Annotated in this window: 12 protein-coding genes; 8 read left to right on the top strand and 4 right to left on the bottom strand. The window is 65.3% G+C overall.

Features of this window, described 5'->3' with window-relative positions; genetic code table 11:
* The first annotated feature begins 91 nt into the window (after positions 1-91).
* The 6 genes from MHZ91_RS01615 to MHZ91_RS01590 are packed head-to-tail and all read left to right on the top strand — an operon-like array spanning position 92 to position 5,893.
* Entirely contained in the window at positions 92-1,570 is a 1,479-nt protein-coding gene (locus tag MHZ91_RS01615; RefSeq protein ID WP_239211887.1) for an ABC transporter substrate-binding protein, read from the top strand.
* Complete coding sequence (locus MHZ91_RS01610; protein WP_239211885.1) at positions 1,557-2,504, top strand: ABC transporter permease; 948 nt, start codon at positions 1,557-1,559, stop codon at positions 2,502-2,504. Before MHZ91_RS01615 ends, MHZ91_RS01610 begins: the two co-directional genes overlap by 14 nt.
* Positions 2,501-3,430 (top strand): ABC transporter permease, encoded by a 930-nt coding sequence (locus MHZ91_RS01605; protein WP_175184589.1) that lies wholly within the window; start codon positions 2,501-2,503, stop codon positions 3,428-3,430. The genes MHZ91_RS01610 and MHZ91_RS01605 overlap by 4 nt, the downstream gene beginning before the upstream one ends.
* Complete coding sequence (locus MHZ91_RS01600) at positions 3,427-4,416, top strand: ABC transporter ATP-binding protein (protein WP_239211882.1); 990 nt, start codon at positions 3,427-3,429, stop codon at positions 4,414-4,416. Before MHZ91_RS01605 ends, MHZ91_RS01600 begins: the two co-directional genes overlap by 4 nt.
* Complete coding sequence (locus MHZ91_RS01595) at positions 4,413-5,408, top strand: ABC transporter ATP-binding protein (protein WP_239211879.1); 996 nt, start codon at positions 4,413-4,415, stop codon at positions 5,406-5,408. The genes MHZ91_RS01600 and MHZ91_RS01595 overlap by 4 nt, the downstream gene beginning before the upstream one ends.
* A gap of 17 nt (positions 5,409-5,425) precedes the next feature.
* The gene (locus MHZ91_RS01590) at positions 5,426-5,893 is read left to right on the top strand and encodes a ketosteroid isomerase (RefSeq protein WP_175122611.1); all 468 of its coding nucleotides are present in this window, start codon (positions 5,426-5,428) and stop codon (positions 5,891-5,893) included.
* Positions 5,894-5,984: 91 nt separating this feature from the next.
* Here MHZ91_RS01590 and MHZ91_RS01585 read toward each other — a convergent pair whose 3' ends face one another.
* Positions 5,985-6,932: an alpha/beta hydrolase gene (locus tag MHZ91_RS01585; protein WP_239211876.1), complete on the bottom strand. Its 948-nt coding sequence runs from the start codon at positions 6,930-6,932 to the stop codon at positions 5,985-5,987.
* 247 nt (positions 6,933-7,179) lie between these two features.
* Here MHZ91_RS01585 and MHZ91_RS01580 point away from each other — a divergent pair, with 247 nt between their 5' ends.
* Positions 7,180-8,730 carry a hypothetical protein gene (locus tag MHZ91_RS01580; RefSeq protein ID WP_239211874.1) on the top strand — a complete coding sequence of 517 codons (1,551 nt, stop codon included), beginning with the start codon at positions 7,180-7,182 and terminating at the stop codon, positions 8,728-8,730.
* A 26-nt stretch (positions 8,731-8,756) separates the two neighbouring features.
* On the opposite strand, the gene MHZ91_RS01575 is transcribed toward MHZ91_RS01580, so the two are convergent.
* Positions 8,757-9,740, bottom strand: coding sequence for a tripartite tricarboxylate transporter substrate binding protein (locus MHZ91_RS01575; RefSeq protein WP_175122599.1), 984 nt, complete (start codon positions 9,738-9,740; stop codon positions 8,757-8,759).
* Between the two features lie 154 nt (positions 9,741-9,894).
* Positions 9,895-10,767 (bottom strand): helix-turn-helix domain-containing protein, encoded by an 873-nt coding sequence (locus tag MHZ91_RS01570; protein WP_239211872.1) that lies wholly within the window; start codon positions 10,765-10,767, stop codon positions 9,895-9,897.
* 109 nt (positions 10,768-10,876) lie between these two features.
* On the opposite strand from MHZ91_RS01570, the gene MHZ91_RS01565 reads away from it, so the two are divergent.
* Positions 10,877-12,106, top strand: a complete 1,230-nt coding sequence (locus tag MHZ91_RS01565; RefSeq protein WP_239211869.1) for an MFS transporter — start codon at positions 10,877-10,879, stop codon at positions 12,104-12,106.
* 75 nt (positions 12,107-12,181) lie between these two features.
* On the opposite strand, the gene MHZ91_RS01560 is transcribed toward MHZ91_RS01565, so the two are convergent.
* Positions 12,182-13,072, bottom strand: coding sequence for a LysR family transcriptional regulator (locus tag MHZ91_RS01560; RefSeq protein WP_218342937.1), 891 nt, complete (start codon positions 13,070-13,072; stop codon positions 12,182-12,184).
* Between the last annotated feature and the right edge of the window lie 123 nt (positions 13,073-13,195).

Raw genomic sequence — 13,195 nt, 5'->3', positions numbered from 1 at the left:
AGTAATTCCGCGACATATCCTTAGAACGGCACGTTTGATTTTCTGACGGCAAACTTCGTTTTCCTTATTTACGATGGATCCGGAGTGCGCCATGCGCCTTAACCAGTTATTGGGTTTGCTGCTGTCTGCGTCGGTGCTGAGCGCCGCCCAGGCGGCTGATATCACGTTGGCGCTGGGCACCGAGCCCTCGACGCTGGATCCGCAGACGGCGCAGGACGGCTCCGAGCGCGCCGTGTCGCGCAACATCTTCGAAACCCTGCTGACCCGAACGCCCGCCGGCGAGCTGGTGCCGCAATTGGCGACAGCCCTGCCGCGTCAGGTCGACGCGACGACCTGGGAGGTCACGCTGCGTCCGGACCTCAAGTTCAGCGACGGCAAGCCCCTGGATGCCGCTGCCGTGGCCGCCAGCATCAACCGCATCGTCGACCCCAAGACCGCCTCGCGCCAGCGTCCGTTCTTTCTTGGCATCAAGCAGGCCGAGGCCGTGGACGCCGTGACCCTCAAGGTGCACACCAACGGCGCCGATCCGGCGCTGCCCGCGCGTCTGTCCTGGCTGACCATCGTGTCGCCGGCCGCGGCCGCCGATGGCAGCCTGAGCCAGAAGCCGGTGGGCAGCGGCCCCTATGTGCTGACGGAATGGTCCAAGGGCAACCGCATCGTCCTCACCAAAAACCCGAATTACTGGAACCCCAAGGCCGTCGGCAATGTCGACCGCGCCACCTATCGCTTCGTCGCCGAACCCGGCACGCGCCTGTCTGGCCTGCGCGCCGGCGACTTCGACTTCATCACCAATCTGCTGCCGGAAGACACCAAGCGCGTGGCCCAGGCCGTGACGCTCAAGGGCACCGACCTCCCGTTTGTGTCGCTCAACGCCCTGAAAGGCCTGACGGCCGACGTGCGCGTGCGCCAGGCCTTGAACTACGCGGTGGACAAGGAAGCGCTGGCCAACGACCTCTATGGCGGCTACGCGTCTGTGTCGCACGGCCAATTGCTGGCGCCGGGCTGGTTTGGCTATGACGCCTCCATCAAGCCCTATCCCTACGATCCCAAGCGCGCGACCGAGCTGCTGAAAGCCGCCGGCGCCCATGGCAAAAGCATCGACCTCTACGCCCCCTCGGGCCGCTGGCTGAAAGACAAGGAACTGGCGGAAACCATTGCCGCCTACTGGGAGGCCGCGGGCCTGAAGGTCAACTTCCGTGTGCTGGCCTGGGCCGAATACCTGGACGCGCTGAACAAGAACCGTGTGCCGACCGAAGCGCAGATCAGCAGCAGCCATTCGAACCAGCTGCTGGACGCGGATCGCACGCTCAGCGCCTATTACGCCGAAGGCGGCGTCGCAGCCGCCAACGACAACGCCGAGCTGAAGAAGCTGATCGAAGACGCGCGCCAGGAAGCCGATCCCGCCAAGCGTCAGGCTTTGTATTCCAAGGCGCTGCAGATCGGCCGCGATCAGGCCTATCTCGTCTTCCTGCTCGATGGCGGCGAGATTTTCGGTTTGTCCAAGCGCGTGGATTTCTCGCCGCGCGTCGACGGCCTGATTCCGCTCAAGGACTTCCGTGTCACCGACTGATCAGGGCGGGCGCGGCTTGCCGCGCTTTTTGCTGGGCCGCTTTCTGCAAGGCTTGCTGGTCGTGTTGGGCGTGACGACGATCGTGTTCGTCGTCACGCGGCTTATCGGCGACCCGGTGCAGGCCATGCTGCCGGTCGATGCCTCGGCCGAAGACCGCGCCGTGCTGGCGCGCGCCTTGGGCATGGATGGGCCGATCTGGCTGCAGTACCTGCACTATCTGCGCGACATCGCCAGCTTTCAGTTCGGCGACTCGCTTTGGCAACACCGGCCGGCCGTGGACATCGTGCTGGAACGCCTGTCGGGCACCCTCACCTTGTGCCTGGGCGCGCTGACCGTCGCCGTGCTGCTGGGCGTGCCGCTGGCCATTGCCGCCGCCCTGAAGCCCGGGCAATGGGCGGATCGCATTTCGGTATTACTGAGTCTGAGCGGTCTGTCCCTGCCGCAGTTCTGGCTGGGCTTGCTGCTGATCCTGCTGTTTGCCGTGACCTTGAACTGGTTGCCCTCATCAGGTTCGGACACCGCAGCCAGCGCCGTGCTGCCCATCATGACGCTAGCGCTGCCGGCCTTGGGCCGCATCGCCATGATGTTGCGCTCGGCGCTGATCGATGAACTCAATTCGCAATACGTGCGCACGGCGCGCGCCAAGGGATTGCGCTCGCGGCGCGTCGTGCTGGTGCATGCCTTGCGCAATGCCGCCGTGCCGACGGTTGCGCTGCTGGGCTGGGAATTTGCCGCCATGCTGGCCGGCCATACCGTCGTGGTCGAAACCGTGTTCGCCTGGCCAGGGCTGGGCCAGACGGCGGTGCAGGCCATCGAGCGCCAGGATCTGGTGCTGCTGCAGGCCGTGGTCTTCTTCATCGCCTTCCTGATCGTGATTCTGAATTTCTGCCTGGACATCGTGTACCGGGTGCTGGACCGGAGAATCGCGGTATGAGCACGCCTGTGTGGGAAGTGCCGGTGTCCGCACCGGCGGCACGTGGCTGGCGTGCCTTGTCGGATCGCCAGCGTGGCTGGATTCTGGCCGTGGTGCTGTTGCTGGCGCTGGCGGCGGTTGCCATCATCCTGCCGTGGCTGGCGCCTTATGACCCCGCCACGATCAAGCTGTCGGCACGCCTGCGTCCGCCGGCCTGGGAAGAACGCGGCAGCCTGGCGAACCTGCTGGGCACGGACAATCTGGGCCGCGATGTGCTGAGCCGGGTGCTGCACGGCGCGCGGCTGTCGATATTCATCGGCGCCGCCGTGGTGGCGATCTCGGCCGGCGTGGGCGTGCTGGTGGGTTTGATTGCAGGTTTCGCCGGCGGCCGGGTGGACGCGGTGCTGATGCGCTGGGTCGATATCCATGTGGCCTTCCCCGGGCTGCTGCTGTCTTTGGTGATCCTCGTGATTCTGGGTCCCGGCCCGGGAACGGTGATTCTGGCCCTGGCCCTGAACGGTTGGATGGTCTACGCGCGGCAGATCCGCAGCGTGGTCCTGTCGGTGCGCCAGTTGCCCTATATCGAAAGCGCCGAAATGGCTGGCGCGCGGCCGGCACGCATCCTGCTACGCCATGTCCTGCCCAATCTGGCCGCGCCGCTGATCACCTTGATGGTGCTTGAGTTCGCGCGTGTCGTGCTGGCCGAGGCGGCCCTGTCGTTTCTGGGTGTCGGCGTGCAACCGCCGGGCGTATCGTGGGGCCTGGACGTGGCCAACGGCCGCAACTATCTGACCAGCGCGTGGTGGCTGGCGACGTTTCCCGGTCTATCCATCGCGCTGACCGTGTTGGGCGTCAACCTGGCGGCCAGCCGCCTGCGCCTGGCGCTGGACCCGCGGGAACGCGAAAAAGACTTTGCCCGCAAACTGCTGGCCAAGGAGGGGCGATGACAACGCAGCCTCTGTTGAGCGTGCGTGACCTGAGCGTTGTGTTTCTGACCCGCCAGGGCAGTGTCAATGCGGTCGATCGCGTGTCCTTTGAGCTGCATGCCGGCGAAACGCTGGCCCTGGTCGGCGAAAGCGGATCCGGCAAAAGCGCCTGCGCCTTGGCGTTGATGGGCCTGACCACCTTGCCCGGCCGGGTGGCCGGTGGCAGCGTGGTGTTTGACGGCCAGGATCTCCTGACCCTGCCGGAGCGCGCACTGGAAGACATCCGCGGCCGGCGCATCGCCATGGTGTTTCAAGATCCCATGAGCGCGCTGAATCCGCTCCTGACCATCGGCACACAGATCGATGAAGTGCTGGAGCGCCATACCGCGCTGGATGCCGCAGCGCGCCGTGCGCGCATCATCAATCTGCTGGAGCAGGTCGGCATCCCCAAACCGGCCGAGCGCCTGGGGCGCCTGCCCCACGAGTTTTCCGGCGGCCAGCGGCAACGCATCCTGATCGCCATGGCGCTGGCCTGCGATCCGCAGATCCTGATTGCCGACGAGCCGACCACCGCATTGGATGTCACGATCCAGGCGCAAATCCTGGAACTGTTGGCCGAACTGAAAGCCCGCCTGAAACTGGCGGTGCTGCTGGTGACGCACGATCTGGGCGTGGTGGCGCAAGTAGCCGACCGCGTGGCCGTAATGTATGCCGGCCGTCTGGTGGAGGTGGGCGATGCCGATGCCTTGTTCGAGCAGCCCGCCCATCCCTATACGGCGGGTCTGCTGCGCGCGACGCCGCGGCTGTCGGATAACCAGCCCCGCATGACGGCGATCGACGGCGTGCCGCCCGATCCGCGCGTGCGCCGCAGCTATTGCGACTTCGCGCCACGTTGCCCGGGCGCCGATGCGGCCTGCGCCGCGCGGCCGCCGTTGCAATCGCTGTCACCCGGACGTCTGGCCGCCTGTGTGCGGCCGTTTGCACCGGTCTGGAAGGAGCTGGCATGACGGCGCCCCTGTTGCAGGTAGAGGATTTGCGTGTGCATTACCCGGTGCGCTCGGCGGGCTGGTTCAGCCGGCCCATGACCGCGCGCGCGGTCGATGGGGTGTCGCTGGAACTGGCGCGCGGTGAAACATTGGGCCTGGTAGGCGAATCCGGTTCGGGCAAGACCACCTTGGGCCGCGCGGTCCTGCGCCGCACGCCGTTGACGTCGGGGTCCATCCGGTTTCAGGGGAAAGACATCAGCACCGCTGGCACCGCGCAATTGCGCGAGCTGCGGCGGCACATGCAGCTCGTGTTCCAGGACCCGACCACCAGCTTGAATCCGCGTCACACCGTGTTTGATGCGATCGCCGAACCCTTGATCGTGCATGGCTGGTCGGCCGGACGGCGTGCGCTCGAAGCGCGCGTAGCCCAGTTGATCACGCAGGTCGGCCTGCCGGCCGATACGGCCAAGCGCTATCCCCATGCGTTCTCCGGCGGTCAACGTCAGCGCGTCGGCATTGCCCGCGCGCTGGCGATCCAGCCCGAGCTGATCGTGGCCGATGAACCCGTGTCGGCGCTGGACGTGTCGGTGCGGGCGCAGATCATCAATCTGTTCCAGGACTTGCAGCAGGAGCTGGGACTATCCTTCCTGTTGATCGCGCACGATCTGGCGGTGGTGCGGCATATCTCGCATCGCATCGCCATCATGTATGCCGGCCAGATCGTCGAGACAGGACGTCGTGATGATGTCTATGACCGGCCGCTGCATCCCTACACGCGCGGTTTGCTGGCTGCCGTACCCGAGCCGGAACGCCATCGCGATGGCCGTCGGACGTTTCCGGTGGCGCTGGGTGAACCGCCCAGCCCGATGTCCCCGCCGTCAGGCTGTCGGTATCACCCGCGTTGCCCCCTGGCGGTAGAACGTTGCCGCCAGGAAGCGCCGCCGCTGATGACCATGGCGGGCGAACACAAAGTGGCTTGCTGGTTTCCCGGCGCCGCCCCGATTTCCTCGTAATTTTTCATGGAGAAACCATGTCTGTTAAAGCTCTGACCCCTGTCGATCCGGCTGACGCCGACGCGGTGCGCGCCTGGTTCAAGGAACTGTCCGACCATGTCCAAGCCGTGGATTACGCGGCGGCGCGCCATTTGTTCGCGGAAGACTTTGTCGCGTTCGGCACGTACACCAACTTCGTGCATGGCCGCGATCATGCCGAGAAAAACCAGTGGCGCAACGTGTGGTTCAGCATCGACAAATTCCTGTGGCGTCTGGACGACGTGCAGACCTTTGTGTCGCCGGACCGCCTGTTTGCCGTCGGTGCAGCGGTGTGGGATTCGATCGGCTATCACCCGGACGGCAAGACCTTCGACCGCCTGGGCCGCGCCACCGTGTCGTTCGCGCGTGAAAACGTTGGCGATCCGTGGGTGGCGACGCACACGCACATGTCGCTGTTCCGCGATACGCCCAGCGTGTCTCACGGAAACAAGCCGGTTCGGAGTTAAGCGGGACCGCGCCCCGATTCGGACGCCGCCCTCACCGGCCTGATGCCGCGACGCCGTGGTCGTGGCATCAGGACTCGGTCAACCAAGGCGCTCAGGCCAGCAGCAGACGCAACTGCCGCACCAGATCCGAGCGGGCCTCCTGCGCTTGAGGCAGGATGCGGGTCATGCTGATGAAGCTATGCGGCACGCCGGGGTAGATTTTCTGCCACGGCTGCGCGCCCGCCTCGCGCAACGCCTGCGCCAGGTCCTTGGTGTCGTCCAGCAAGGGATCGAGTTCGGCGGCTTGCAGAATGGCAGGGGGCAGACCCTGCACGCTGCCCAAGAGCGGCGCAACGCCAGGGTCCTGCAATTGCGCTTCATCGGCCACATACTGGCGCCAGAACCAATCCAGCTTGTCGGTCGACAACCCAAAGCGGCCATCGCCCAGTTCCTGCTGCGCAGGCGTATCACGACGCGCCGACAGCATGCCGTAGATCAGCGCAATCGCGCGCAGCAGCGGCTCGCCCGCATCCCGCAGCCGTTGCGCCGCCGCCAGCGTCAGATTGCCGCCAGCGGACTCTCCGCCCAGGCTCAAGCGTCCGGCATCCAGGCCCAGCGCTGCCGCATTGCCATGCAGCCAGCGCACCGCCCCCAGCACCTGCTCCACCGCCACCGGGTATCGTGCTTCGGGCGCCAGCGCATACTCCAACCCGCCCGTCACGATGCCGGCCTCATTGGCAATCTCGCGTTTCCAGCGATCCAATGTTTCCAGATCCCCGTGCGCGAACCCGCCGCCGTGCAGATGCAGATACAGCGGCAGCGCCTTGCCCTCCGAGCCCGCGGGATAGTAAAGCCGCAACGTCGCCGGCACCGGCAGATGATCCAGCCGATGCTCCACCACCCGCCCGACCTCGGGCACGTCCCCAGCCAACCAGATCTGATAACCGCGCGCCTGCCGGCGCACTTGATCCAGCGGGGTGGTCAGCACGTTGGGGGTGCCGACACCGGCTTCACGGCCCAAGGCCTGGGCGGCTTGTACTTCGGGTGACAGGGTGCTCATGATGCGTCCGATGCAATGAAGGAAGGCTGGCCAACGGCGGCGGCCAAAACCGCTCAGTATGGACACGCCGGGCTCAGGAGTCCAAATACGATTCAGACATATGCTTTTAACCTGCAGCGGAAGGCAGGTGTTCCCCCGAGCCTGCGATGGCGGCGCCTGCGCGACAGGGGCCAAGGTGCGCGATCCACGGGGACAGATCGCAACCGTATACTGCGCATTCTTTGAATGCCTATCGGAAGCCCCCCGCATGTCTTACACGCCCGGCGATATCTACGTCACGTTCAACCGCCGCCTGCAGGCCTACACCGCCTCGCAAATCACGCACGTGAAGGGTGACGGCGCGGACGCCGAGATCGCAGTGCTGAGCCTGGACTGGGTGGGCAGCGCGTTGCCCGGCGACGCCGACATCGCCGCGATGCGGCCGGCGCACTTCGACTTCTACTTCTGGCGCGACCGCGTGAACCGTACGTGGATCAGCGGGCCGGTACCCACGCACGCCAAGCACGTGGGCTGGCGCGAGCCGCTCGTGACCGAGGAGTCACGCTCGTATTCCGGCGGCTGGTCCAGTGGCGACATGCTCTACAACCAGCGCCGCTGGAACGCGATCGACGCCGGCGTCCGTGCGCGTTTCAAAGCGGCCGCCCACGCGGATACGCCCGATAACACCGTAGTGCTGGAGCAACCGGACCGCACGATCACGCGCGCCATGCGCGGCCTGGATAGCGCGGCGCTGCTCGCCGCGCCGTCGCTCGCGACGTTCGACGACATGCCCTTGCTGATCAAGCTGCACGTGGATGCGCCCGTGCCCGGGCTGATCGAATGGGCCCGCACGAAGCCGATTCTCAGCGAACTGGAATACGCCAGTTTCGGCGAGCCGGTCGTCGACCTGCGCGGCACCTCGTTCGGGCGGGTCGCGATTGACGTGACCGGCGTGCGCGAACTCTATTTGAATGACGGGCTGAACACGCTGTCGCTGCGCGGTGAGGTGCATCCCGACCTGGTCGTGCACGCCGAAGACGACGGCATGTGGTTGCGGCTGGAACGCGAAAACGCCATCTGGTCCGGCGCCGGATTGACGCGCCTTGGCGCGATCTCGCTGCGCGGCATGAAGACGCTGGACTGCGCCGAGGTCGCGCGTATCTTTCCGCACCTGCATTCGCTGTATGTATGGGGCGCCCCCGGCGTGGCCACCGGCATCGAGCATCTGGCGGCCCTGCGCGAGCTGGCGATGATCCTGATCAACGACGTGTTCCCGCCTGCCGAGAGCCGCCTGCCCGGGCCGGACGCCTGGCCCAAGCTGCAATCGCTCTGGCTCACGAGCATGCCCGCTGAGATCCTGGCGCAGGCCAAGAAGGACTACAAGAAAGCCGCAACGGCAGGTCTGGATCTGGAAGTCAGCAAGCCCCGCAAGCCCGAATGGCTGGCCGCGAACCTGGACAATCCGTTTCGCGAATGGGACGGCAGCGAACACATCACGGCCGCCCAGGCCAAGAAAGCCGCCGCGTTGTACCGCAAGACCCGCGCCGATGCCCTGAAGGCCGCCGCGACCCATGCCGCGGATGCGCAAGCGCTGATGGCGACCCTGTCCGAGATCGTGCGGGCGTATACCGAAGGCTTCAACGCGCTCGACCGGCGCACCGGCTTCATCGAAACGGTGGAACGCGATCAGATCTATGTGGCGCTGATGGGCATCCTGGACGCCGTCCAGGCCAAGCTCATCGAGGACGCGGGTGAAGGCGCGGCCGTGCTGGATCGCGATGCGCTGGATCGTGCGGTGGATGAGGTGCGGGACTTTTAAGTGCGGCACGCTCATCCTTGTGCTCTCTACTGTTCCTTCAACCCCAACGATTTCATCAACGGCGCGAACAGTTTTTTCTCTTCCTGCACGCGCGCGGCATAATCGGCCGCGCTCAGCGGTATTGCTTCGGCGCCCGCATCCAGAAAGCGCTTCTGGATGTCCGGCCGCGCAAGCACCTTGTTGAGCTCAGCGTTCATGCGCTCGACCACATCATCTCGGGTGCCAGAGGCGGCATATACGCCGAACAGGCTGTCCGCGAAAACCCCGTCGATGCCGACCTCGGAGAACGTTCGAATGTCGGGCGCCACGGCAGCGCGCTGCCGGCTTGCCACCGCCAGCACTTTCAACTTGCCCGCTTGCACCATGGGAAAGACCGTCGCCGGTCCAAACGCAAAGTCGATCTGGCCCGCTGCCAGGTCTTGTATCGCCGGCGCCACGCCGCGATACGGCGCATGGGTAGCTTGCATGCCCGTCGCCTGCTTGAGCAGTTCGCCGGCCAGATGCGGCGTCGTGCCGTTGCCGGCCGAACCATAATTGAGCGGATCGGGCCGCTTGCGCGCGTATTCCACGAACTCCTCGAGCGTGTTGACGCCGAGCGAGGACCGGACAAACAGGAACAATTGGCTGTTGGCCAGCAACCCAACCGGCCGCAAATCCTGCTGCGGATCGAACGGCATGTTGGCGAACATCAGCGGGTTGACCGACTCGGTCGTCGAGGGATTGAGCAGGAAGGTGTGGTTGTCCTTTCCGTTGCGCGCCACCTCGGCGCCCGCCACGTTGCCGCCCGCACCGCCCCGATTCTCCACGATGACGGTCTGCTTGAAGGCCTCGGCCAAGTGCGGTTGCACGGTGCGCGCCAGCACATCGACCAGCCCGCCCGGCGCTAGTCCCACGACCAGGCGCACGGGTTTGGTGGGCCAGGCCTGAGACGGCGTTTGCGCATGGCTGCCCGTCGTCCAGCCAGTCAGCGCCAGCATCATCACGGCCAGACAACGTCTACGCAGCAGCATGCGATTCTCCAGATGGGGCGTCACCCCGCAATGTCGCGCACGGTGCGTCACGTGCCGCACCACGGTGAGCCGCCTTCATGCCTTATCGGCGGCGGCCCTGCATCCGCCGCCCATTCTTCACAAAAGTTTAAGCATAAAGAATCCCGGAATAACCCTAATTCCCCGGGTAAGAGCGAGGCGCCTCGTTGTCCTGCTGTTCACTGAATTCAACCTCCTGAGCGGACGTGGGCGCAATGTCACGGTATGGCGCGCGTGCTCGCATATACGCCATCGGGCTGCACTTCATCTCCGTGCGGAACGCAAAGATGAACGACGACGTGGAACCATAGCCGAGTTCCAAAGCAGTCCCCGTTACGTCGAGACCACTTTCCAACAGCTCGATGGCTCTGAACAACTTCAGCCGGCGCCGCCAGTCGCGCAGCGTCAACCCGGTTTCCGCAAGGAATTTTCTGGCCAGCGTCCGCCCGGACATCCCCAATTCCCTGCCCCAATCTTCCGGGCTCCTTTGATCGGCCGGCCGGTTGTACAAGGCTTCGCAAATGGTCAATAGCGGGCGGCTCGCCGGCCACGCCAGCACCAATGAAATCGGGGTGGCACGGCACAGTTGGTCGAGCACCAACCGATACACCCGACCGAAGTATTCGTCTTCGTCCGAGCGCCCTTGAATTGCCGCCGCCTCAACGATCAACGCTTTCAACAGCGCAGACACGCCAAAGACTGCCACCCCGCCCTGGGAAAGCGTTCCCCCGGGATGGTCGGCGAGCCACAGGCTGCGGTACTCGGCGCCGAGAAAAGAACCGACGCTATGGACTGTCCCGGACGGAATCCAGGCGGCCTGGTTTGGGGAGATGGCGAAAGAATGGTCGTCTGCCGTGACCATGAGGACGCCAGAGACGGCGTATACGACCTGGTGCCATTCATGCGTATGCGCGGCAAAGTAATCCCGCGCGCCAATGGACTGCACCCTCATGGTCATTGGCGCCGGCGGCCGGACGTCGGCGGGGGCCGTAATGGCTTTCCATTGCATGAGCGCGTTCATATGTCGCCGATTCTATATAACTTGGCAATCTGTCGATAGATCGCCTACGTAACTTTGCGTTGTAATGCGTCTGACCCGTCCCACACCGTTCACCGCAATGACACAAAGTAGCGCCTCCCCAGGGCATGATCGCCCCGCCGTTCTGCCCGAGGGCGTTCAACAAGGCAATATCTGGCGACTGACCACCGCCCAAGCCCTGGCGGGCGCGAATTCGGTGGTGGTCTATGCAACGGGCTCCATCGTCGGCAACATGCTTGCCCCGACGCCCATGCTCGCGACCCTGCCGATTTCCATCTTTGTCGTCGGCATGGCGACATGCACGCTGCCGATGGGCGCCGTCGCCAGGCGCCACAGCCGGCGTGCGGCATTTCTGCTGGGCACCGGAGCTGGCGTGCTCACCGGCCTGCTGGCGATGCTGGCGGTCATGATCGGAAGTTTCTGGCTGTTCAGCCTGGCCACGTTCTTCGGCGGTGTTTATGCGGCAGTGGTCCTGTCCTTCCGCTTCGCCGCCGCGGACGGCGTGGAGCCCAAGCGACGGGCGCGCGCGCTATCCCTGGTCATGGCGGGTGGCGTCGCCGCCGGGGTCGTCGGGCCACAACTCGTCACCTGGACGATGAACCTGTGGCCGCCGCACATGTTTGCCGCCACGTTTCTGGCGCAAGCGGCGGTTGCAGCGATTTCCGCGTTCATTCTTCTCGGCGTCAGATTGCCCGCGCCCACTGCCGCCGAGGTCGCGGGCGGACGCCCGCTTTCCGAGATTGCGCTGCAACCGCGGTTCATCGCCGCAGTGATCGCTGGCGCGGTCTCATACATGCTCATGAACTTCCTCATGACGGCCGCACCGCTGGCAATGCACATCTGCGGCCACTCCCAGGAGTCCGCCAACCTGGGACTGCAGTGGCATGTCATTGCCATGTACGCGCCCAGTTTCTTCACCGGCAGACTGATCTCCCGCTTTGGTGCGGGACGGATCGCAACCATGGGCCTCGTGTTGATTGGCGTGGCGGCTGCGGTAGGTCTCGGCGGTATCGACGTCATGCACTTCTGGTGGTCACTGATCCTGCTCGGCGTGGGATGGAACTTCGGGTTTCTGGGCGCATCCGCGCTGGTGCTGGAATGCCATCGGCCCGAGGAAAAGACACGCGTCCAGTCGCTGAACGACTTCATCGTCTTCGGCCTGATGGCCATCGGATCCTTTTCATCGGGGGGCCTGCTGTCGGCTTTCGGCTGGAACACGGTGCTGTGGGTGTCATTCATTCCGCTGGCGCTGTCCGTCGCCGCCCTTGGCGTTGCCATGCGGAGAAAGGCCGTCGCACTGAGCCGGTGAAGCCACATGCCACAAGCGATTCGCGCCTGACTGGCGCGAGCTGACATTCGAACGCGGCCCCCGGTTGACGCCCGCCTACTCGGCGGCGAGCGACAGCTCATGCACTAATCCGGCCTCGAGCTGCCGCGCCACGCGCCCCAGCCCGCGGTTCAGCGGCCACACGATGTCCAGATCAAGCCCGCCTTCCACATCGACGGGCACGACACTCAGCCCGTGTCGCCGCGCATACAGGCCGCTCATGCTATCCAGGATGGCCACACCCAGGCCGCGTTCCGCGAAGGCGCAGGCGGCCGAGTACTGATTCACTTCGATAACCGGCAGAAACGGCAAGCGCTCCTGCTCGAACTGCCGCGCCGTCAGCGCCCCCACCTGCAAATGCCGGCTGAGTGAGATGTAGGGGATGTCCGCCAGGTCGGCCAACGCAAGACGGTGTCGATCCGCCAGCGCGTGGCCTGCCGGCATCACGGCCTGCAGGCTCAGCCGCGCCAGCGTGCGCTGGCCCACGTTCGGCAGCGCCGCCGAACCGATCACGATGCCGATATCGATGCGCTGATCGGCCGCCAGCCCCGCCACGCCCAGCGTCATGTCCGTGCGCACGCTGACGCGCACACCGGGCTCGCGAGCCTGCAACCAGGCCATCGCGCCGGGCAGAATGCTCGCGCCCACCGCCGCCACCGCCCCGACGTCGAGCCGCGCATGCGCCCCGCCCCGCATGCTGGCCGCCACCCGTTCGGCGTTGTCCATCGCCGCCAATGCATGGACGATCTCCGGCAGCAGCATGCGTGCCTCGGCGGTCAGCGCCAGCCGGCGCTTGTCGCGGCTGAACAGGGCAAAGCCCAGCTTGTCTTCCAACGACTTCAGCATCGCGCTCGCCGCCGGCTGCGACATCCCGGTGGCGGCCGCTGCCAAGGTGACGGAGCCAGTGCGCCCCACCGCTTCGAAAAGCGCCATTTCGCGTTTGTTCATGTGAACCTCAGTGCTCATACAGATTGATGTATGAAATGACTCAATTTATATATTTGACTATATCAACCGGCGCATCGGACACTGGCTCCAACATCACAACAGCCGGCGCGGCCTGGATGCGGC

It is taken from the genome of Achromobacter sp. ACRQX (assembly GCF_022346505.1).
Taxonomy (GTDB): Bacteria; Pseudomonadota; Gammaproteobacteria; order Burkholderiales; family Burkholderiaceae_B; genus Achromobacter; species Achromobacter animicus.
The sequence above is the reverse complement of the archived record's forward strand: the minus strand, read 5'-3'. Positions and strand labels throughout refer to the sequence as shown.